Annotated in this window: 27 protein-coding genes; 16 read left to right on the forward strand and 11 right to left on the reverse strand. The window is 41.8% G+C overall.

Features of this window, described 5'->3' with window-relative positions:
* Positions 1 to 10 precede the first annotated feature (10 nt).
* The 6 genes from ACH11B_RS12065 to ACH11B_RS12090 all read right to left on the reverse strand — a co-directional run bounded on the left by ACH11B_RS12065 (position 11) and on the right by ACH11B_RS12090 (position 5613).
* On the reverse strand, positions 11 to 1243 hold the full coding sequence (locus tag ACH11B_RS12065; RefSeq protein WP_377612571.1) for a relaxase/mobilization nuclease domain-containing protein: 1233 nt from the start codon (positions 1241 to 1243) through the stop codon (positions 11 to 13).
* A 2-nt stretch (positions 1244 to 1245) separates the two neighbouring features.
* Positions 1246 to 1647, reverse strand: a complete 402-nt coding sequence (locus ACH11B_RS12070; RefSeq protein WP_377612569.1) for a plasmid mobilization relaxosome protein MobC — start codon at positions 1645 to 1647, stop codon at positions 1246 to 1248.
* Positions 1648 to 1657: 10 nt separating this feature from the next.
* Positions 1658 to 2698 carry a DNA cytosine methyltransferase gene (locus ACH11B_RS12075; RefSeq protein ID WP_377612567.1) on the reverse strand — a complete coding sequence of 347 codons (1041 nt, stop codon included), beginning with the start codon at positions 2696 to 2698 and terminating at the stop codon, positions 1658 to 1660.
* Positions 2699 to 3494: 796 nt separating this feature from the next.
* Positions 3495 to 4478 (reverse strand): toprim domain-containing protein, encoded by a 984-nt coding sequence (locus ACH11B_RS12080; protein WP_377612563.1) that lies wholly within the window; start codon positions 4476 to 4478, stop codon positions 3495 to 3497.
* 53 nt (positions 4479 to 4531) lie between these two features.
* Entirely contained in the window at positions 4532 to 5314 is a 783-nt protein-coding gene (locus tag ACH11B_RS12085; protein ID WP_377612561.1) for a hypothetical protein, read from the reverse strand.
* Positions 5315 to 5337: 23 nt separating this feature from the next.
* The gene (locus ACH11B_RS12090; protein WP_377612560.1) at positions 5338 to 5613 is read right to left on the reverse strand and encodes a hypothetical protein; all 276 of its coding nucleotides are present in this window, start codon (positions 5611 to 5613) and stop codon (positions 5338 to 5340) included.
* A 27-nt stretch (positions 5614 to 5640) separates the two neighbouring features.
* Here ACH11B_RS12090 and ACH11B_RS12095 point away from each other — a divergent pair, with 27 nt between their 5' ends.
* Entirely contained in the window at positions 5641 to 5784 is a 144-nt protein-coding gene (locus tag ACH11B_RS12095) for a hypothetical protein (RefSeq protein WP_377612558.1), read from the forward strand.
* Between the two features lie 132 nt (positions 5785 to 5916).
* Here the strand turns inward: ACH11B_RS12095 and ACH11B_RS12100 are convergent, their stop codons facing one another.
* Both ACH11B_RS12100 and ACH11B_RS12105 read right to left on the reverse strand, forming a co-directional pair.
* Positions 5917 to 6195, reverse strand: a complete 279-nt coding sequence (locus tag ACH11B_RS12100) for a hypothetical protein (RefSeq protein WP_377612556.1) — start codon at positions 6193 to 6195, stop codon at positions 5917 to 5919.
* 167 nt (positions 6196 to 6362) lie between these two features.
* Positions 6363 to 6599 carry a helix-turn-helix domain-containing protein gene (locus ACH11B_RS12105; RefSeq protein ID WP_377612554.1) on the reverse strand — a complete coding sequence of 79 codons (237 nt, stop codon included), beginning with the start codon at positions 6597 to 6599 and terminating at the stop codon, positions 6363 to 6365.
* A 129-nt stretch (positions 6600 to 6728) separates the two neighbouring features.
* Between ACH11B_RS12105 and ACH11B_RS12110 the strand changes: the two genes are divergently transcribed.
* Positions 6729 to 6947, forward strand: a complete 219-nt coding sequence (locus ACH11B_RS12110; protein ID WP_377612552.1) for a hypothetical protein — start codon at positions 6729 to 6731, stop codon at positions 6945 to 6947.
* Here ACH11B_RS12110 and ACH11B_RS12115 read toward each other — a convergent pair.
* From ACH11B_RS12115 to ACH11B_RS12125, 3 genes are all read right to left on the reverse strand, one after another.
* The gene (locus ACH11B_RS12115; protein ID WP_377612550.1) at positions 6942 to 8117 is read right to left on the reverse strand and encodes a hypothetical protein; all 1176 of its coding nucleotides are present in this window, start codon (positions 8115 to 8117) and stop codon (positions 6942 to 6944) included. The genes ACH11B_RS12110 and ACH11B_RS12115 overlap by 6 nt on opposite strands.
* A gap of 136 nt (positions 8118 to 8253) precedes the next feature.
* Positions 8254 to 9186, reverse strand: coding sequence for a LuxR C-terminal-related transcriptional regulator (locus tag ACH11B_RS12120; protein WP_377612548.1), 933 nt, complete (start codon positions 9184 to 9186; stop codon positions 8254 to 8256).
* Between the two features lie 8 nt (positions 9187 to 9194).
* Positions 9195 to 9773 (reverse strand): GNAT family N-acetyltransferase, encoded by a 579-nt coding sequence (locus tag ACH11B_RS12125; RefSeq protein ID WP_377612546.1) that lies wholly within the window; start codon positions 9771 to 9773, stop codon positions 9195 to 9197.
* A 214-nt stretch (positions 9774 to 9987) separates the two neighbouring features.
* Between ACH11B_RS12125 and ACH11B_RS12130 the strand changes: the two genes are divergently transcribed.
* From ACH11B_RS12130 to ACH11B_RS12195, 14 genes are read left to right on the forward strand one after another with little or no spacing between them, the layout of a single operon-like run.
* Complete coding sequence (locus ACH11B_RS12130; protein ID WP_377612544.1) at positions 9988 to 10317, forward strand: ArsR/SmtB family transcription factor; 330 nt, start codon at positions 9988 to 9990, stop codon at positions 10315 to 10317.
* A 55-nt stretch (positions 10318 to 10372) separates the two neighbouring features.
* Entirely contained in the window at positions 10373 to 10843 is a 471-nt protein-coding gene (locus ACH11B_RS12135; RefSeq protein WP_377612542.1) for a DUF6428 family protein, read from the forward strand.
* A gap of 11 nt (positions 10844 to 10854) precedes the next feature.
* A complete protein-coding gene (locus ACH11B_RS12140) occupies positions 10855 to 11274 on the forward strand; it encodes an arsenate reductase ArsC (RefSeq protein ID WP_377612540.1) in 420 nt (139 codons plus the stop codon).
* Position 11275: 1 nt separating this feature from the next.
* Complete coding sequence (locus tag ACH11B_RS12145; protein WP_377612538.1) at positions 11276 to 12121, forward strand: universal stress protein; 846 nt, start codon at positions 11276 to 11278, stop codon at positions 12119 to 12121.
* A 10-nt stretch (positions 12122 to 12131) separates the two neighbouring features.
* Complete coding sequence (arsB, locus tag ACH11B_RS12150) at positions 12132 to 13214, forward strand: ACR3 family arsenite efflux transporter (protein ID WP_377612536.1); 1083 nt, start codon at positions 12132 to 12134, stop codon at positions 13212 to 13214.
* A gap of 40 nt (positions 13215 to 13254) precedes the next feature.
* Positions 13255 to 14211, forward strand: a complete 957-nt coding sequence (locus ACH11B_RS12155) for a PstS family phosphate ABC transporter substrate-binding protein (protein WP_377612534.1) — start codon at positions 13255 to 13257, stop codon at positions 14209 to 14211.
* Positions 14212 to 14247: 36 nt separating this feature from the next.
* Positions 14248 to 15102, forward strand: coding sequence for a phosphate ABC transporter permease subunit PstC (gene pstC / locus ACH11B_RS12160; RefSeq protein WP_377612532.1), 855 nt, complete (start codon positions 14248 to 14250; stop codon positions 15100 to 15102).
* Complete coding sequence (gene pstA, locus ACH11B_RS12165) at positions 15095 to 15955, forward strand: phosphate ABC transporter permease PstA (RefSeq protein WP_377612530.1); 861 nt, start codon at positions 15095 to 15097, stop codon at positions 15953 to 15955. The genes pstC and pstA overlap by 8 nt, the downstream gene beginning before the upstream one ends.
* Complete coding sequence (gene pstB / locus ACH11B_RS12170; RefSeq protein WP_377612528.1) at positions 15931 to 16725, forward strand: phosphate ABC transporter ATP-binding protein PstB; 795 nt, start codon at positions 15931 to 15933, stop codon at positions 16723 to 16725. Before pstA ends, pstB begins: the two co-directional genes overlap by 25 nt.
* Before the next feature lie 37 nt (positions 16726 to 16762).
* Entirely contained in the window at positions 16763 to 17419 is a 657-nt protein-coding gene (gene phoU, locus ACH11B_RS12175) for a phosphate signaling complex protein PhoU (RefSeq protein WP_377612526.1), read from the forward strand.
* A gap of 36 nt (positions 17420 to 17455) precedes the next feature.
* A complete protein-coding gene (pafA, locus tag ACH11B_RS12180; protein WP_377612524.1) occupies positions 17456 to 19087 on the forward strand; it encodes an alkaline phosphatase PafA in 1632 nt (543 codons plus the stop codon).
* Between the two features lie 33 nt (positions 19088 to 19120).
* Positions 19121 to 19891: a metallophosphoesterase family protein gene (locus ACH11B_RS12185; RefSeq protein ID WP_377612522.1), complete on the forward strand. Its 771-nt coding sequence runs from the start codon at positions 19121 to 19123 to the stop codon at positions 19889 to 19891.
* A gap of 10 nt (positions 19892 to 19901) precedes the next feature.
* Positions 19902 to 20360, forward strand: coding sequence for a protein-disulfide reductase DsbD domain-containing protein (locus ACH11B_RS12190; RefSeq protein WP_377612520.1), 459 nt, complete (start codon positions 19902 to 19904; stop codon positions 20358 to 20360).
* Positions 20361 to 21101 (forward strand): metallophosphoesterase family protein, encoded by a 741-nt coding sequence (locus ACH11B_RS12195; protein WP_377612519.1) that lies wholly within the window; start codon positions 20361 to 20363, stop codon positions 21099 to 21101.
* Positions 21102 to 21110: the final 9 nt, after the last annotated feature.

The following is a 21110-nucleotide window of genomic DNA, read 5'->3' on the forward strand; positions in this document are numbered from 1 at the left end:
GGTTTAAATTTTAGCGTGTATTTGTCCGGGCTTTGCGCTTGCGCTGCCGGTTGCGGCCGAATACGGCCTCGTCGTCGATGTCGTCTGTAATATCCAGACTGATCTGCGGCAGCCAGCCAGGAGCTGCATTTTCTTCGATATAACCGGCAGGTTCAGCCTGCTGATCCTGTACGGCCGGAAAACTGTCTTCATCCTGTTTCTTTGCGTAGTCCGCTTCGTTAGTAACCTCCGGCCATTTGGTAAGCGCCAGAGCGGGTGGCACCGGATCGTCGGTAACGGGCCGTTCCTGTTCCGGGAGCTGGTTTTCCGATGGCCTGATAAATTCTGCTACCGGCATCAGCTCACCGCCCTTATAGACGGTCTTTTGTGCCTGGTCTATCAGGGTATAGCCGTATGGCGGCATCCCTTCCTTACCGTGATAAAGCACCTGCACACCGAACTTTGAGGCCAGCAGTTCGGCCAACTGTGATGTATAGCCGGTGGGTTTGGCCGCCTTGCCTCCAGGCAGTGGATGTGTTACGGGAATAACGGCCGGGTTATGGCTTACTCTGTATTTTGCTGTAATGGCCCGGAGCTGCGCAAGCCGGTCAATGTTCTGGTGATAAAGGTTGATCCGAGCATCCACTTTGGCGACGTCAATACAGCCCTGCTGCTTGCCGTACTTGAAAAGCCGGTATTGCCCTTCCGTCAATTTCAGCGTATAGCCCTGGGATTCCAGGAGCATCATAAACTGGGGACGGGTTGAAAAATTGTAGCTGAGCGCCTTGTCCAGGTCTTTGCTGACCTGCTCTTTTTCGTCTATGCCCATGACCTGGTTCAATACCTGGTATGCGCGTATCTTCTCGTAGCTGTCATTGATCTTTTTGCCGTTTTCATCAACCCGGGTGGACACAATATGAATGTGGTTGTTGCCGGTGTCCTTATGAAATACCAGCAGGTATGGCTGATTCCCGTAGCCCATGCCTTTAAGCCAGTGGGTGGCAATGTCGGTCAGCTGCTCCTTGCTATGCGATTTTCCTTTACAGGAAATGACGGCATGGAACTGGGGATACTTGATCCGGGCGCTTGTCCTGGAACGGGCTTCAAGATAATTGATATAATCCTTTGGCTTCAAATGTTCCAGAGCTTGCAGGGCGCCGAAATTTTCCACCTTCATCAGCTCACCTTTGTCCTTTTCTATTTTGTTGGTATTATAACCGACGCCTTTAAAGGTGGCGGACGGGAGCAGTATCTTAACAATCATAGTTAACTTTTCATTTGGCGGATGATCTGCCTGATGATTTTTTCCAGTTCCCGCTGAACAGTAATATAATGGCCTAGCAGGCTGTTAAATTCAGTGGCTACGCTTTGACTGAGCAGGCCCTGGTTGTGGAGTATGTTGGCATGCCTGGCCAGCTGGTTGATGTTATTGCCTGACCGGCCAAGTTTGGCGCCGATGCCGTCCAGCTGCTTCATCAACTCTTTGGCATTTACCAGCATGTTAGCGGAATTTTTCAGCACCCGGATACGCACAATATCCGCACGGCTGATACCCAAAGATTTTTCCAGTTGCAGGAATTGCTGCAACTCCGGTTCGCTTAGCCTTAGTTCAAAGCGGCGTATTTTCGGTGCGGAAAGCCTGTCTTTCGATGGATAGCTGTTTCCCATAAATAGCTGATTAAGTGTACTGGCCAATAGCCTGTATGGCGCGGAAGATTTGCAGGGCGACCTGGGGAACAATGGCATTGCCGTAGGCTTTTACGCTCTCGGTGCGCCAGGCAGAAAAGGCAATTCCGTCCAGTTCGACGGGAAGCCCATCATTTCCGCCACAAAACGGGGGTTCAGCTGGCCATGTTTCCCAGCTGGGAACGCGGTACCGCCAGTCTGTTCCGCGGTGGGCAATATGCGGATCAGGCGCTGCAATATTGAGACTGGCGTATTTTCCGGTGGTGGTGTGTACGGTGCTGATTGCGCCTGAAGCGTATGGTAGACCAGAAAATCCGTTAAGGACACCTGGCCCCCGGTTCCCCTCTCGTTCTTCCGGTCGGCCAGTTCCCGGCCTTCCTGTATTTGTGCCAAAGTTGTTGCCTTGCTGCTCATTTCCGTAGCTGTCGGCGTGGGCAACAAACCAGACCCTGTCCCTTTGGTGCGGGGCGTTAAGGGCAGCAGCCGGAATACACAGAACGACTGGTGTGCCGTCTTCAAGCTGCGGTAGTACATATCCTGCTGCTCCGATTTCTGAAATGATGCTTCCAATGACCCGTCGCTGGAGCCGGATAATGGTGCTGTCCGCTTGCTGCTCACCGTCCTGACAAAAAAGCTCAACCGCTTTAATTTCCATTTCAGATAGACTGTCTGGTTCGAGAATGCTGAAAAGTCCAGCAACGTTTTCAAGAACAATCCACTGGGGCCTTGCTTCTGTAATAATTCGGCAAGCCTCCGGGAAGAGGTAGCGGTCATCCGCTTTGCCCTTTCGCCGTCCGGCTTGGCTGAACGGTTGGCAGGGAAATCCCCCGCTGATGATGTCAACGCCTCCCCTAAACTGAGCTGCGCTGAATTGAAAGATGTCGTCATAATGAATTGTGTTAGGCCAATAATGCTGTAGTATGGTCTGGCAGAAAGGGTTCCTTTCACAAGAGAAGATATTCTGCCATCCCGTCCAGGTAGCGGCGATGTCAAAACCGCCGATGCCGCTGAATAGGCTGCCGTGTCTAAACATCGGCAGTGCTTTTAAATGAACTGTTTAATGCGGGAAAAAGCGGGCACGGAAACGCCCTGATGACCTTCGTCATAACAGGATAACTGAATAGCATACGTTAAATTTTTAAGGGTTAAAAATTGGAATGGGCGGTTTGCCTAATAGGCGGTAGTATGAACGCTTTGCCGGAAAAAAAGGGAGTTGCGACCTTTTTTCTTCCTTGGTCTTGCCTTTCCCCAGCGGGATTAGGCAAGATTAAGGCAAGTTCGTTTTTGTCGGTCAGCCCAGCCGGAGGCGGGCTGTACGGACAAAAACACAACTTGCCGAATACAAAACAAAAAAAGCCGGTAATGCCGTTCAGGTTAAAAACGGGGGTGCCCGACCTGAATTTTGGGGCGCGGCTTGGTACTGTACAGACAGATAGCCACATACACAGCACGCTATGCTGTTATGTATATGCTTAACTGGTTATGGAAATATCCAGACAGGCAGTTATCTGTATAGCTGTATGCCTGCATAAACAGCTATGCCAAATACTGTATAGCTGTTTATAAAACTAACCGCCTATTCAGATAAACGGATAAACGGGCATATACATAATCGGATAGCTGTATATCCATATCGGCAGATAAAGGCATAGTAGTTTAGCTATATAGGCAGCTATCCATATAGTCGGATAAACAGGCGTATAAATGACTGTCTGTAGGTATAGATGAATATCCATAGCATTATATATAAGGATGAATACTTAGTTACCTAAACAGCTATACGTTTAGCTGGATAGTTTATAACTGGATAAAGAGATAGGTGAACGGGGTTATCGTTTGGGGCCGGTTTGACGGCTTACGATTTCTGACGGTGATTCTTTGGCTTTGAGGTTGATGTTTTGCAGATCGGCCTTCAATTTATCGTTATAGTCGTTATAGCCTTGGTACTCATAAGAGCGGTCAACAGCATGTGGTATTTCTTTTAGTAATAATCCCGTACATTTTTGGCCTGGACTATCGTTGTCAAAATAAACATCGACGGTCTGGAAACTCCTGATCCTTTCCAGGGCATACCCCAGCATGGTGATGGCGTTCAGGACGATAACTGTTGGCCTAGTCTCTGGATGTAATTTCTGCCAGCTCAAGTAATCCATATAACCCTCGAATACGGCAACGTGATGCGCATCGCCTGGGATCAGTGAGATGCCTTTGGCACCGATGCAGCTTTTGAAACCCTTTGCATTGGAAAATTCCCAGGCGTTATTTTCGTTCTGCCATCCGACCGCATAATACACCGAAGTGTTCTCAGGATTATTTTTGCGGTTGTAATAGACTTCCTTTACCTGATGGCTTTTAGCGATGTCAAAAAGTCCCCTTGAATGCAGGTACTGGCTAAGCACGAAATTACTGCCGAGTTCCCGTACGCCCACCATGTTCCATTCAAAAGTTCCTTTTTCAGGATCTGGTGCATACTTTTTAGGCGGGACGTATTCCGGGATCAGTGCGGTGTCCATATCGCAGACCTCCTGTATTCGGTTCAGCACATCCACAAAGGACAAATCAGGCCAGTAAGCCATGCCCAGCTGGACGATACCGCCTTTAAAAATCCCTGTTGCGTTAGGGCCGCCCCAGTCTTTCCAGCAGTTTCCGGCATCCCACACCGTAAATGAGGGCGTATCTTTTTTGGTTTCACGGAGCATGCTGTGGTAAAAGTGTTCTTTTCCGGTTTTTCTAACCGGATGGTGGCCCAAGCGGGCCAGGAAATCCACGATAGAAATATCTGCCAGCGTGGAAACATCAACATATTTAGGCATGGCAAATCAATTTTGGTTGGGAATTGGTCTTAGATGGCTCATAACAGTTTTTCTTACGGGTGCTGCTCACCAAAAAGATTGGTAACCACCGCAAACTTTGCGGCCCTGCTTTTTGCGGCAGGCAAAAATTCGGGGGCGTTCACGACCAGGATGCTGTCGGTTGAAGCCCGGTTTGCATATTTCCAGCTGAGGTAACTGATATAGTCCATAAAAAGGGCCAGACGGTTTTCATCACCGGGTATAAAGGTCATCCCTTTGCTGCCCAGGCAGCCTTCAAAATTCCTGCTGCGAACTTCCCAGCCACCGTTCTCATTTTGCCAGCCTGAAGCAAAAAAATCCTTGCGCCGGTGCTTTTCGTCAACGACATAATAATAGACCTCTTTAAGCTGTCCGAGGGCGATCTCCCAGATGCCTTGGGATTGCAGGTACATTGTGATCTCCGAGGTACAGCCGAGCGGCCGGGTTTCGGCGATGTGGTAATAAGGAATTTTGATCGCCCTTCTTTTTCTTCCGGCCCGGCCACTGCTGTCAGGAACTTTCTGGGAAAAGGCACAAAGCTGACTGATCTTTTCCAGCACCTGGTCTTGATCGAAGCCCGGCCAGTAGGCCATACCAAAATCAACGATGTCACCGCTTTTTTTGGTCAAGCGGTCAAACCACATATCCAGCCGGGTATTAATGGCAAAGGTCGGGCTGGGTTCAGCATCCCTTAACACGTTCAGGTATAACTGTTCATCACCGGAGCTTTTGGCGGGCTGGTAGCCCAGTCGGGACAAAAGCATGTCTAGGGTTATCTGTTCCCTGACGGAATCGGCATTTAAGACTGTTGTTATCATATTGTATTTATTTAGTAGCGGTTTCAGAGATGGCGTATAGCGTTCAGTGATTTGAGGATCGCTTCCGCTTCCATGCGGTCGATGCGCCAGGTGGCCGAATGGTTGCCGTCCTTGCGGGAAGTAATGAGGCCCTGGCCGATCCAGTGCTCAATATTTTTCCGGCCGTAAAGCCGGAATGCTTCCGACTTGTTCAGGTAGGGCTTGATCCTGCCGGTTTTGGCAAGGGCCAGTTTGGCCCCCATTTCTGCGGCATCCCGTAAGAGCAGGCCGAGCTGGTGGCTGGTAAGTAATATGTTCATGATTAAAATCCCGAGGAAGTAAAAAAAGTGAAGTTCTTTTGGAACCGGCAACGGGCAACGAACCCGGAGCAATCCGCTTTTGCCGGTTTATTAGGTTCGGGACTACCTGCGTCGTATCCTACGATACGGGCCTCTCAGCCTGCCAATGCGCTTTCGGTTGTTGGTGCTTGACCTTACCCGGCACCAGACTGCATAAGCAGCCCGAACCGGCGCGGTACCTAACCTCACCTTCGCAAAATTTCCCGCTCCTCGCGGGATAATGCATCATCCCCTTACGTCAAAGACCTGACGGAAATGATAGGTTCACCTTTCTGCCGCAGGCAGGTAAGTGATCCGGTTGCTGGATGCTGCAATAGCTTCCAGTCTGGCCCGGTCAAGACATTTTCGGGAATGGGCAACTTTGGGCGTGGCGTGGCCTATCAGCCCTTCGCTGATCCAGCGATCCACGTTGCCCCGGCCATATAGCCGGTAGGCTTCGGCTTTGGTGAGCTGATCCGGTAGCTGACCGCTTTCTGCAAGGGCTTTTTCAGTGCCTTGTTGAGCAGCATTTTTTAACAGGTGTATCAGGTCATTCAGCTTCATTTTGCTTTCCTTAAAATCTTGGTTTAACTATCATTTCCGGGACAAAGCAAAAAAAAAGGGGTAGGCCAAAACAGGGACAGGGGGTGACCTGAGGCAGGCACCCCCTGTCAAAAAGTGGGGTTTTTACGGGAAATTAAAGCGGTTTCTCAGCTTAAAGAAATAAGCGGCTATTTAAGATTTTCGGCATCCATGAGTTCAGCCAGTGTGATGTCCAAGCCATTGCATAGAGCATATAGGGTACTCAGGCCGGGGTCGGTCTGGCCCAGTTCTATATAGGACAGCTGGCGGTAGTCGATGCCCGACAGTTCGGCCAGTTTTTCCATCGACAGCTTTTTGTCGTTGCGCAGGTCTCGTACTCGCTGGCCAAGTGCTTTTATAATGTTTTCATTGCGGACATTCTTCACCCAGCGAAATTGCAATAGAAATTACTGGGATATTATGAAGTATACTTCATAATTCAAATATGATTACCTAAATTTAACGGACAATCAATATTTATTATTTATTTTCAAAACGGAAATCCTGATTAGTTTATGACTTCAACAAATATACCGCTGACTGAGCTGAACTTGGACGCACTTTTCGTTGAACAGTCCCGTCGTTTAGGACTGGTCACTTTGGCCGATGTAATTAATTCCAAAATAGAGACATTAAGCAAAAAAAAAGATTTTACTTATACATGGTATGCTGACTTGCTGACCCTGCTCAAAGAACAAGGGCTGCTAAGTGAGTTTCAGCAACGGCAGCTATGAGCCCTTGTAATTGGACAAGTTATAATTTTCGTTCAACCAGTTCAGCATGCCAATCAGGTGCGCCTTTAATTTCTGTGCCGTACTAAATTCCACCTCTGTCGATTTTTTACGCAGGCTTTCCGCAGAAATGAACAGGGTTTGCGGCGTATAGAAATGAGCAGCAAAAAAGTTGAACAGCTCTCCTATATTTTCTTTTAGCAATAATCCTTTTTCGATCTGTAACCGGATGAACAGTGCGAACTGGGCAACCGGTAGGTTGATCCTTAAGCGCGTCATCGATTTAGCCAGCTGGTCATCCTGGATAATGATGCGCCGTAGTTTGAGTATCTGTTTGATATGCTGTTTCTTTTCTAAAAGAAAACCCCGGAGCTGCTCACCGATGGGTGCGACGCCTGGAAGCATCTTTGCTTTGATGTCTACCGGCAGGCTGGTCACCTTGTCCTGCTCAGTCATCACCATTTCGAGCTGTTCATGTAGACTGGGAATATTGTTCAGGGAATTTTTATAATCATTGACGCAGTACAGGTAAAATTCAGGCAGGTTAAATCCGTTTATGCAAAGCATATCTTTGAACATCTGGGTATCTGGGATAACGGCACCGCTAACAAAGGTCATCAGCTGGCAGCAGTATTCCGCACTCAGCAGGCTGATTTCCTTTTTAAAGATCATCTGGTAAATGCCCTGTTTAACCAGTACGATAAGGTTCTTGTCAACAGCCAGCTGATCCAGCTGGTATATAAAAATTCGATAGCGTCCTCTAAGTTTCGTCATTACCTCCGGCAGGCTATGCTGGGTTACTGGAGCCTGTCTGTATAGCTTGGGTGCCAGCCTGCCCAAGTCTTCCAGTAACTCCTGCATTAAATTAAGGATATAGATATAAAGGCCTCTTATTTGTGCGGCAGGCAGGCTTTGGTTCCACGCAGGCGCAAGGCGATAAAGATAGTTGTGAACCGTATTGCTAACCTTGACCAGTTGTTTCATACTGGCAGCGGCCTCTCTTTTAGAGAAGATTAACTGTTTAAATACGTTTTTCCTGAACATCTTGATTTGGTTAGCAAGATCTTCCTTTAAGAAGAGCACAGTTGTGCCCATTAGCGGTGAACTGGTTAGTTTTTGGGGATGAATGTTATCCTCCATCCAATTCAACAAAATAACAGGTCCGTCATACATAATTGAGTAATTTACATAGATGATTGGTGTATAAAACTAATCAACAAAAGTCCTCAACCCCGACAAGATAAAAAATACGTTAAAAGGAGATTTTTAAATACTACGTAAATTGACTTAGCAAAGAAAGGCATTCTATTTACACTTCAAAGACGCCATATTCCAATTTCCGTAATAATTCCATACGGCTATGTGTTTCGGTCTTGGTCATCATATTCTGAATATGAGTGGTTACTGTCCGTTCGGCGATGTGCAATCTTGCTGCAATCTCACTGGTGTGATGACCTTCATGCAATAATATGATAACTTCGGTTTCCCTCGCAGTAAACTGGAAACGTAAGCAGTTTTCCTCAAAGACTTCCGGCCGGATGCCATTTGCAGAAATATCCTTTAACTTACTGATTAATTCCCTGTCTTGGCGTACGGATTTAAAGATAAACATACCGGTAACAGCCAGAAATCCAAGGTTGGTAAACAATGCTTCTGTCAATTGACTGAACTCAAAATAGGAGATAATGGTCATCGATGCCCAGGGAGCGACCGCAGCATAAACGACGATTTCCTCCACATAGAAATTCTTACGACGGTTCTCCCGGTAGGCGACACGGATAGCCCTTAAAATGGCCCAAAGTAGCACGATGGAATAAAAGAAAGGTACAATAATACCGTATTTGATAGAAAGGGAAAGATTCTGGTGGATAGAATAGGAAATGACAAAAAATAGCAGGAAAGGTAACAGCAGAAAAAACGGCACACCATACAGGGCATGAAAACGGAGTAGTTTCAGATCAAAAGCTTTATAAAAATAAAACGGGAAATAGGATGCCATTAGAAAGCCGCTGCCATAGGCAATAATATTCTGCACATAAATAGGAATGGGATAATCAGGGTCTGGCAGCAGCCCGCCTGTCACATTATAAACGATCAGTAATAAAAGCAGGATCAGGTACCAGAACCGGGACTTATCATCCGACCTGCTTAGATAACCAGGTAGCAAAAAAATAAACATCCCTGTTTCCAGCACTGAAAAGATAAAGGTTACTATATGCATTTCTGTCCCGAACACCAGCATAATAAGTATTATTTAGCCGGTTCATATTTCAAGAAATGGAGCACGTAGGTCAGCACCAATTCATCATATATCCTAAACCCGAAACGCTGGTACCAGGGAAGGTTTTTTTCCGTTGATGTTTCTAAGTAAATGGGCAATCCCTTTGTTTGGGCATCAACCAAAACTTCCTTTAACAGGCGGCTACCGATCCCGGTATGCTGGTACTTGGGGTTCACTCCTATAAACCAAAGATAAACCATCGGTTCGCTGGGCTGTTTTTTCTTAATTAGCGCCTCACGTTTCATGGCTTTACCTATTCTGTTAACGCCAATGGATTGAAAAATCAATTTTATATCCCACCAAACAGATTGTAAACTTGTCTTTTTCTGATGAGGATATAAAATCAAAGCGCAGGCTTGCTTATCATTTGATAGCCATACTTCTCCAAATCGGTAACACATTGCAAAAGAATAATCCATAAGTGCATAGATACGCTGTGTCCTTTCGTGGTCTTGCTTGATGATATAATTTACACTTTGGTTATCATCAAACGACTTCATTAGCAATTCAATTACTAATAATTTGTCTTCATATTGTGCTTTTATCATAGGGAAAATTTAAAAAAGGTAACCTATTATCCGTAAATAATAGTTGTGAAAAAAACTCTTTAGTAGCGTTACTGATGTATTCTACTAACTGTTTGAACTCGGTCAACTTTTTAAAGTTATGCTTTTTATCGTAATAATGTAATAATACGATTATTTTTCAAAAAGGTTTTGTAGCAAACAAAATATATCGTAACATTGCAATAACAAAAAAGATATGGGACTTACAAAAACAGATATATTCTCGAAGGAGCAAAATGAATTGGCTTTATTATTAAAAGCTATGGCGCATCCAGCTCGTATTGCCATCCTCCAAAGGATTTTACAATCGAATACTTGTATATGTGGCGATCTTGTAGAGGAATTGGGATTGGCTCAGGCAACAATATCTCAGCATCTTAAGGAATTAAAAACTGCTGGTCTAATTCAAGGAACAATTGAAGGGGTAAGTGTTTGTTATTGTATCAATCCTTCGATATGGAAAAAACTAGAAGGTCAGCTTGGTAGCTTCTTTTCATCCTATAAAGGAGAAGCAGACTGCTGCTAAAATTTTTTGAACATTAAAATCGCAATATTGCAATAATACTTTAAATATAAAAAAGATGAAACTATCAGAAATTAAAGAAATCCTGACCACCGTACAAGGTGTAAATTTTAAATTGGAACACGGCGATATGGTGCCGGAACACTTCCACGTAACAGAAGTAGGTATTGTTACCAAAGATTTTATTGATTGTGGAGGTACGGTACGACATGAAAAGGTAGCTAATTTTCAGTTATGGGATGCCGACGACTACGAGCACCGTTTAAAAGCGGGTAAACTACTGAATATTATCTCGCTATCGGAAAAGGTTTTGGGTATGGATGATTTGGAAATTGAAGTTGAGTATCAGTCCGCAACCATTGGTAAGTATGATTTAGGTTTCGATGGCAATGATTTCCTTCTATTGGCAAAAACAACTGCTTGCCTTGCAATGGACAAATGTGGTGTGCCAACGGGAAAACAGAAAGTTGAAATGAAAAATCTTGCCGATGGAGGTACATCTTGTACACCTGGTGGAGGCTGCTGCTAATTTATATTGGAATGAAAAAGGTGTTAATACTATGTACAGGAAACAGTTGCCGTAGTCAGATTGCAGAGGGCTATTTAAGATACTTTGCAGGGGATCATGCACAAATCTTTAGCGCGGGTATAGAAACTCACGGTGTAAACCCAAAAGCGATACAAATAATGGCTGAGGATGGAATCGACCTCTCTGGTCATACATCAAACAACATTGATGAATACGCCAACATCGATTTCGATTATGTAATAACTGTTTGTGACAACGCAAAAGAAAATTGCCCTTATTTCCCGACTAAAGCGGTAAAACTGCATTCCAACTTTCCAGATCCGGCCAAAGCTACCGGAACGGAAAATCAGGTTATCCATCAATTCAGAATTGTAAGGGATATGATCAAGCAATACAGTGAAAGCTTTGTGAATGAACATTTAAAAAAGTAATATGAAAACATTACTGATCTTAACGGATTTTTCTCCTCCGGCGACGCATGCGGCATTATATGCCTGCAATATCGCTGAACAGTGGGGTATTGAAAAAATTGTCCTTTATCATTCATATAATAAACGTTATGCTACAGATATAATTCTTGTTGACGATTTATTAGTGCCTGTACCCGATGATTTAAAAGATATTAAGGAGAATGCTTTAAAAGAACTGGATGATTTAAAATCACAAATGCTTTCTAAGCTTTCATCGAAAGTTGACATAAAATCTATGATCAATGATCTTCCACTAATTAAAGGGGTCAGGGAAACTATTGATGGGCATAGCATCGACCTGGTAATAGCAGGGTTATCTGGATCTCACGCCAAGGAAAAAAACATCGTCGGACGAAATGCAATGGCGCTTATTGGTGAGCAGGTTTTTCCTCTTATGCTTGTCCCTGAAACTGCGGTGATCGGTAAAATTAGTCAGATTATGTTTGCTTGCGACCTTCGATATATTAGCGAGCAAACACCTTTTGATCAGCTTACCAACATTGTGCAGACAGCTAATGCTAATCTTCACGTTGTAAATGTCGACTATGAAGAAACAGGATTGGTAAACCTGATGGAGACAGAAACCCTCTTACACGAAAAATTTAAAAACTTGAGTACTCAATTTCATTACTTAAGGAGTAAAGAGGTCATTTTAAGTCTTAGCGAATATTCAACAGAAAATAAGATTGATATCCTAATCGCTGTACCTAGAAAGCTGGGATTTTTACAACGTATTTTTCACGATAGTGCCACAAAAAAAATCGCTATACACACCACAGTTCCATTAATAGTATTACACAACAATTAATAATTATAATATGTCAGCAACAAATTGTGCTCCCGTAGCCGAAAGAAAAAAGCTTAGCTTTTTGGACCGCTATCTTACTCTTTGGATTTTTTTAGCTATGGCTATCGGAGTATCCATTGGCTTTTTTATACCATCATCATCAGGCTTCATCAATTCTTTTTCCAGCGGCACAACTAACATTCCTCTGGCTATTGGCCTAATCTTGATGATGTATCCACCACTGGCCAAAGTGAAATATGAAAACATGGGCAAAGTCTTTAAAGACACGAAAGTCTTAACGACCTCTTTGATCTTAAACTGGATTGTTGGCCCCGTTCTAATGTTCATTTTGGCCATCACTTTCCTAAGAGACTATCCTGAATATATGATCGGCCTAATATTGATCGGATTAGCCAGATGCATAGCAATGGTCGTAGTTTGGAACGATTTGGCAGAAGGTAACCGGGAATATGCGGCTGGCCTTATTGCTTTAAACAGTATTTTTCAAGTGCTTCTATATAGCGTGTATGCTTACGTATTTATTACGCTATTGCCACCATTATTTGGAATGAAGGGTTTTGAAGTCAACATCACTATCTCTCAAATTGCTGAAAGTGTAGCTATTTATTTGGGCATTCCTTTCGCTATGGGCATCATCAGTAGATACTCATTAATTAAATTGAAAGGAGAAGAATGGTTTCAGACAAAGTTTGTACCGGTGATATCACCCATCACACTTATCGCATTACTTTTCACCATCGTTATTATGTTTAGCCTTAAAGGCGAATTAATAGTACAAATCCCAATGGATGTGCTGAGAATTGCAACTCCCCTTGTTATTTATTTTGTATTCATGTTTCTGTTCAGCTTTTTTATAGGCAGATCATTCGGAGCGGATTATTCTAAAAATGCTTCCATCGCTTTTACAGCAACAGGAAATAATTTCGAATTAGCTATTGCTGTTGCCATTGGTGTTTTTGGAATCAATTCAGGCCAGGCATTTGCCGGAGTTATTGGGCCGTTGGTAGAAGTACCGGCGTTGATAGCATTAGTAAATGTTGCATTCTGGCTTAAGAAAAGATATTACTCTTCTGAAACTGTTGTCAAAGCCTAAACCTATTAGAATGAACTCGTCCAAAGCCAAATATTTCTTATTGATACTTGCATTTTCTCTATCCGCTTGCTTTAAGAAGTATGATGGAAAAATCAATATTGATGGTTCGAGCAGTGTTTACCCTTTGACAGAGGCTGTGGCGGAGGAATTTAGAAAGGTAGAACCTAATGTAAGAGTTACGGTTGGAATATCTGGTACGGGTGGAGGATTTAAAAAATTTCTTAGAGGCGAAACGGACATCAGCGATGCTTCCCGTCCAATAAGTAAAAGCGAATTAGAAATAAGCAGAAAGAACGGTATCCAGTTTATTGAAATACCTGTGTCTTATGATGGAATGGCTATAGTGGTAAGTCCGAAAAATGATTTTGTAGATTATATTACCGTTGAGGAGTTAAGAACTATGTGGGCTCCGGAAAGTCAGGGAAAGGTCACTACATGGAAACAAGTAAGAGATTCCTGGCCAAATGTTCCTTTAAATTTATATGGAGCAGGAACATCATCTGGAACATACGATTATTTTACGGAAGCCATTAACGGAAAAGCAAAATCATCCAGAGGAGATTATACTGCAAGTGAAGATGACAATGTGCTTGTTCAGGGAGTTTCTTCGGATAGAAATGGCGTGGGCTACTTCGGATTAGCGTATTACTCTGAAAATAAAAATAAGCTAAAACTTATCCCAGTAAAAGTAACGGCGGAAGCTAAGGCAATTTATCCAACAGAAGAAACCGTACAAAATGGCACCTACCAGCCTTTGTCGAGACCAGAATTTATATATGTTAATGCTAAAGCTGCAACCAAACCATTCGTTAAAAAATTCATAAAATTTTATATGGAAAATGCTGCTGTGCTAGCCAAAGAGGTTGGATATATTCCACTGCCCACTTCTGTATATGATCTATCTTATAAACGGTTTGAAAATCTTAAATCAGGTTCGGTATTCGAAAACAAGTCCATTGTTGGGGTGGACTTATTTCAGTTATTATCAGAAAAGTAAGCGATGGTTAGCGTAAAAATAAAATCAGAAAAAATTATGGAAATCATCATGCTGCTTTGCAGCATGGTGTCAGTACTAACGACAATAGGCATCATTCTGGTACTATCTATTGATACATTTAAATTTTTTGGAGAAGTCTCTCTTTTTGATTTCATTACCGATACACAATGGACACCTCTTTTTGAAGATAAGCATTTTGGCATTTTATCTTTGCTGTCAGGCACACTGCTTACTACATTTATTGCAGTTACGTTAGCAGTACCTGTAGGTATTACGATTGCTGTATACCTCAATGAATACGCGTCTCCAAAATTCACTGCCACTGTCAAGCCTTTACTCGAAGTTTTAGCCGCAGTTCCAACTGTTGTGTATGGTTTTTTCGCTTTGCAATTTGTAACACCATTACTGCAAAAAGTTATACCCGGTTTATCTGGTTTTAATGCTTTATCACCTGGTATTGTAATGGGTATTATGATTATTCCATACATTACTTCGCTCAGCGAAGATGCTTTGAGAGCTGTACCTAAATCATTAAGAGAGGCTTCATACGGCTTAGGTGCGAACCGCTTTCAAACCGCTTTCAAAGTGTTGGTTCCGGCAGCAAATTCGGGAATTATCGTATCAGTGATTTTAGCCATATCCAGGGCATTAGGAGAAACCATGATTGTCGCTATTGCTGCTGGTCAGGAACCTAAGTTAACATTCAATCCACTCCAATCTGTGGAAACAATTACTACCTATATCGTTCAGGTGAGCATGGGAGACGTACCTCAGGACTCTTTAGAATACAGAACCATATTTGCGGCAGGGATTACGCTGTTCTTATTTACCTTTTTATTAAACAACATTAGTTTTTGGATCAGAAAAAAATATCAGCAACGCTATGAATAAAGCATTACTTTCTGCAAAGGCAAAAGACAGGCTTTTCAAAGCCTTTGCTATTTTATGTACCTGTGCTGCGCTTTCAACACTACTCTTATTGATTATGGATATTTTGATCAAAGGAGTATCACGTGTGAACTGGTCATTTTTCAGCAGCCTGCCATCCCGTTTTCCGGAACAGTCTGGAATATATACTGCATTGGCCGGCATGGTAAGCTTGTTGCTCTTTACGCTACTCATAGCCTTACCCATAGGGATTTTATCCGGTATATATCTTCAAGAATACGGGAAAAGAAATAAGCTCGCCAAATTTATTGAGATCAATATCTCTAATCTTGCAGGTGTTCCTTCGGTGATTTATGGAATATTGGGACTTCAATTATTCGTTCGGACTGTTGGATTGGGAAATAGTATCCTATCTGGCTCTCTGACACTTGCATTATTGATTATGCCAGTGATTATTGTGTCTACCAGGGAAGCCATTAAAGCAGTACCTGATTCTATGAGAGAAGCTGCATTTGGACTTGGGGCCACTAAATGGCAGACTATTAAAAAAGTAGTATTGCCTGCCTCTTTCGGCGGCATTTTAACCGGCATTATCCTATCTGTGTCAAGAGCCATAGGAGAAACTGCACCACTGATTGTGGTGGGTGCCTTAGCCTATGTTCCTTTCATTCCAGAGGGCCCATTAGACCAATATACTTCATTACCTATACAAATATTCAACTGGACTTCCCGCCCGCAATTGGGATTTATAGAAAATGCAGCAGCAGGTATCATCGTATTACTTGTATTTACATTTTTATTGAACGGAATAGCCATAACATTAAGAAACAGATGGTACAAAAAAGCAAAACTGTAATAGAGCCACAATATGGACTATACAAGCTTAAGGCGAAAAACCTTGACTTGTTTTATGGAGCCAAGCAGGCTTTAAAAGATGTATCCATCAATATCACTGCAAATACTGTGACCGCCTTTATTGGGCCTTCTGGATGTGGAAAGTCTACTTTTCTGCGCTGTTTTAACAGAATGAACGATCTAATTAGTGATGTTACAATAAAAGGACAAGTGATGATAGATGATGTTGATATTTACAAAAATCAAATCGATGTTTATGAGTATCGTAAAAAAATAGGAATGGTATTCCAAAAACCTAACCCTTTTCCAAAATCAATTTTTGAAAATGTCGCATTTGGATTAAAGATCAACGGTGAAAAATCAAGTTCCGCTATTGAAGAAGTTGTAGAAAATGCATTAAAAAAAGCAGCCCTATGGGACGAGGTAAAAGATAATCTGCATAAATCTGCTATGGCTCTTTCTGGCGGCCAGCAGCAAAGATTGTGCATTGCCAGAGCTATTGCTGTTAAGCCATCTGTACTATTGATGGATGAACCCGCATCAGCACTCGATCCAATTTCAACCGCTAAAATCGAAGAACTGATTTATGAACTGAAAAATGATTTTACAATCGTTATTGTGACACACAATATGCAACAGGCCGCCAGGGTTAGTGACAAGACTGCATTTTTCTACTTGGGAGAATTAATCGAATACGATTATACAGATAAAATATTTACCAATCCTGCAAAAGACGCTACACAAAATTATATAACAGGCCGATTTGGCTAACAATATTTAAAAAGCTAGTTCACGTAAATGTATTAGTATGACACACTTAGAAACAGAACTTCAACTCTTAAAGACAGATACCATTGAAATGTGGAAATTGGTCATTAGCCAATTGGATAAAACCTTGCATTCTCTTAAATCTTTTGATAAGGATTTTTCAAGAGAGGTGGTTTCTAACGAAAAAAGAGTGAATTCAATGGAATTGAAAATAGACAGAGATTGCGAGAACATCTTTGCGCTATACAATCCGGTAGCCGTTGACTTAAGATTTGTTCTGGCCACCTTAAAAATCAATAATAACCTGGAACGTATTGGCGATATCTCCGAAGGCATAAGCAAGTTTATTATCAGCGAAAAAGAGCCATTCGATAAGGAGTTATTGAAGATCACAAGGTTTGAAGAAATGTTTAAAGCAGCTAACCAAATCGTAACCGATGTTCTTCATGCTTTTGAAAAAGAGGATACCAAACTTGCCAGAAGTATTTTTGAAAAGGACGAAAAGCTAGATGAAATCAATGCAATGGCCAATAAAAATATAGCTGAGTTTATTCATAAGCATCCTCAGAAAACTGAGCAAGCTCTAAATGTTCTGTCCATCATTCGAAGGTTAGAACGGGTTGGCGATCAGAGCAAAAATATTGCTGAGGAAATCATCTTTTATTTAGAGGCGAAAGTACTTAGACACATCAAATAACACATTATTAATCCAAATAAATTAAACCATTATACTATGAAAAAACTTGGATCTGCCATTTTACTACTATTACTTTTTTTATCATCCTCATTTGCTCAGACCAGTCAGGACAAACCAAAACTGGTCGTAGTGATGGTAGTGGATCAAATGAGAGCAGACTACATTAGTCGTTACTGGGATTATTTTGGTGAGGGTGGATTAAAAAGGCTTGTAAATAAGGGATATTCCAATAAGAATACGAATTATAATTTTTTCCCCACTTATACTGCTGCGGGCCATGCAAGCATTTCTACCGGATCAATCCCCTCTTTAAACGGAATTGTAGGAAATGACTGGTATGACCGTAATCAACAAAAAAGTGTTTACTGTACATCGGATAATTCAGTTTCTACAATAGGTTCTAATTCTCAGGCTGGTAAAATGTCGCCGAGTAGTTTATTGACAACAACTGTGGGCGATGAGCTAAGGTTAGCTACAAATTTCAGGTCTAAGGTCATTGGTGTTGCTCTAAAAGATCGGGCAGCAATACTGACTGCCGGACATAATGCCACGGGAGTATATTGGTTTGACGAAACCACAGGTGGATTTATTTCATCTTCTTACTATACAAATGCGCTACCCGGCTGGTTAACATCCTTTAATAATCAAAAATTAAGTGATAAATACCTATCCGAAATTTGGAAAACGTCACTTCCAATAGAAAAGTACCAATCAACCTCCACAAAGGATGATGTTGTTTATGAAGGTAAATTTAAAGGTGAAGCCTCGCCAACTTTCCCCCATAACATTCCGTCAATCAGAAAAAGCTACAATTATGGATTGATAAGAAGTCTTCCTAATGGTAACAAATTAACATTTGATCTGGCAAGAGCAGCAATTGAGGGCGAGAAATTGGGAAAAAATACTGTTCCAGACCTGTTAAACGTAAGCTTTTCATCTCCTGACTATATAGGTCATCAATTTGGCCCAAGATCAATTGAAGTTGCAGATATGTATATTAAATTTGATCAGGACTTAAGCGATTTTTTAAGTTATTTAGACACTAAAGTAGGTAAAGATAATTATGTGATCTGCCTTACTGCGGATCATGGTGCCGCGGAAAATCCAGTTTTTTTAGAGGACAATAAACTCCCTGGCGGCTATGCCAATGGTGGGATTGTAGATAGCCTCAACAGCCATTTAAAAACAGTTTACGGAATAGAGCCAATCACAGCATTTAAAAACCTTCAACTTTATTTAGACCATAAAATCATCCAAAAAAAGAACATTTCTTACAGCGATGTTGTCTCAGAAATCAAAAGAACTCTTTTAACCCAAGAGTCCATTAATTCTGTTTACTCCAAAGAAGAAATATTAGTTTCCGGTAATGAAAACAGTCCGCTATCTCTTCTCAGAAATGGCTTCTACTATCAAAGATGTGGAGATATAACCATTGTGATGAATAGTGGCTGGTTAGGGAGTTCAGGTTCTAAAACCGGTACTACTCATGGATCTACCAATTTATATGATACTCATGTACCATTGATTTGGTACGGTAAAAATATCAGTGCCGGGAAAGATTATTCTGAGACTAAAGTTTCCGATATAGCAATTACGTTATCCGGGATTTTGGACATTCAATCACCAAGTGGCAGTGTAGGTAAATTTATTCCCGGAATATTAAAATAATAAACGAAGATTAAAAAATAAACAGATAATAAAATGAAAATAGCCTTATTCTCAGACATACATGCCAACCTTCCGGCATTAGAAGCATTTTTTAAAGATGTTGAAACCCGTAACACAGATGCACTTTATTGCTTAGGTGATTTGGTAGGTTATAATATCTGGCCCAATGAAGTCATCAATGAAATTCGCAAACGGGGCATCCCTACCATTGCCGGAAATTACGATTGGGGTATTGGGCGTTCCAGTGACGATTGCGGTTGCGCCTATAAGACTGACGAAGAGAAAGCTTTGGGTAAAGTTTCTATCGCTTATACCAATGAAACCGTAAATCCGGAAGAAAGGGCCTATTTAAGAACCCTTCCTTCACATATCAGATTAGAGTATCAGCTAAATGATGAAAAGAGAAACATATTGATGGTACACGGCAGCCCCCGCAAAGTAAACGAATATTTATTTGAGGACAGGGATGAAAAAAGCCTTCTGCGCATTATGGAACAAGCTGATGCAGACGTGATGCTTTTTGGACATACACATAAGCCATATCACCGCATATTAAATTCTGGAACGGATGGAACCGAGCACTATCGACATGCTATTAACATAGGTTCGATTGGTAAGCCAAAAGACGAAGATCCGAGAGGGGGTTATGTAATTTTGACCATTAATGCCGATAGTTCAGTAAAAAATAAAGATAGCATTAAGGTCGAGTTTATCAGATTTGAATATGATGTAGAAAAGGCTGCTAAAGCCGTAGAAGATAGCCCTCTACCGAACGAGTATGCAGATATGTTACGTAATGGCTAAGCAGAAAACTATGAATATAAAAAGATTATTATTATCAGCATTTTTTATAACCGTTTCACTTACCGCTCAATCGCAAATTCTTAAACCAGTAAAGTGGAGCTATGCGGCAAAAAAAATCAATGCAAGTGAGGCTGTACTTTATTTAAAGGCAACAATAGATGATGGCTGGCATCTCTATTCTCAGCATATTGCAGAGGGTGGGCCTATTAAAACATCAATCAAATTTGCCCCTTCCTCATCATTTACCCTAATTGGAAAAACTATTGAGCCAAAACCAACAACAACTTTTGAAAAAGTTTTCAATATGAAAGTGAGTTTTTTTTCCAAGCAAGTCATATTCCAACAGAAAATAAAGTTTAAACCAGGAGCGACTAATGTCAAAGGCAGTATCGAGTATATGGTTTGTGATGATAAGCAATGTCTTCCACCGGAAGAGGTATCTTTTACCATACCTCTTAATAAAAATTAAATGAAAATAGCACTTTTATCAGACATACATGCAAATTTACCGGCGCTAGAGGCCGCATTTGCACATATTGAGAAGCAAAAGCCAGACGCAGTTTATTGTCTTGGTGATTTGATAGGATACAACACCTGGCCCAATGAAGTTATAAGAGAAATCAGGGCCCGTAAAATAGCCACATTAGCTGGCAACCATGATCTAAAAGTTTTAAATCTTAAAGCAGTCAATGTAAATGAACTTCAAGAATCTGGAAAAAAGTATGCCTACCATATTGTAGGAAAACAGGAACGCAATTATTTACTTACACTTCCCGCACATATACGTCTGGAATTTAAGTTGAATAATGATACCCTTAACATTTTGCTGGTGCATGGTAGTCCCCGCAGTGTAGATGAATATGTTTTAGAAGATACTGAAGAAACCTATGTACTGCAATTAATGGAAGAAGCTCAGGCAGATATACTTTGCGTTGGACACTCCCACAAGCCATATCACAGGATTATTCAAGCTGCATCTGGCAGTCCAAAGCATATCATAAATACAGGTTCAATCGGTAAACCTAAAGACAACAATCCTTTTGGTGGTTATGTTATGCTCGAATTGTCGGAAGCCAAATCCGGTATTTCAAATGAAAACATAAAAGTTGATTTTTTGCGATTTGAATATGACGTAGAAAAAGCAGCACAAGCAATTGAACAAAGTCCTTTACCAAACGAGTTTGCAGACAGATTAAGAAAAGCATACTAAAATATAGCA

The organism is Olivibacter sp. EAT-5, assembly GCF_044784325.1.
In the GTDB taxonomy this organism is placed as follows: Bacteria; Bacteroidota; Bacteroidia; order Sphingobacteriales; family Sphingobacteriaceae; genus Olivibacter; species Olivibacter oleidegradans.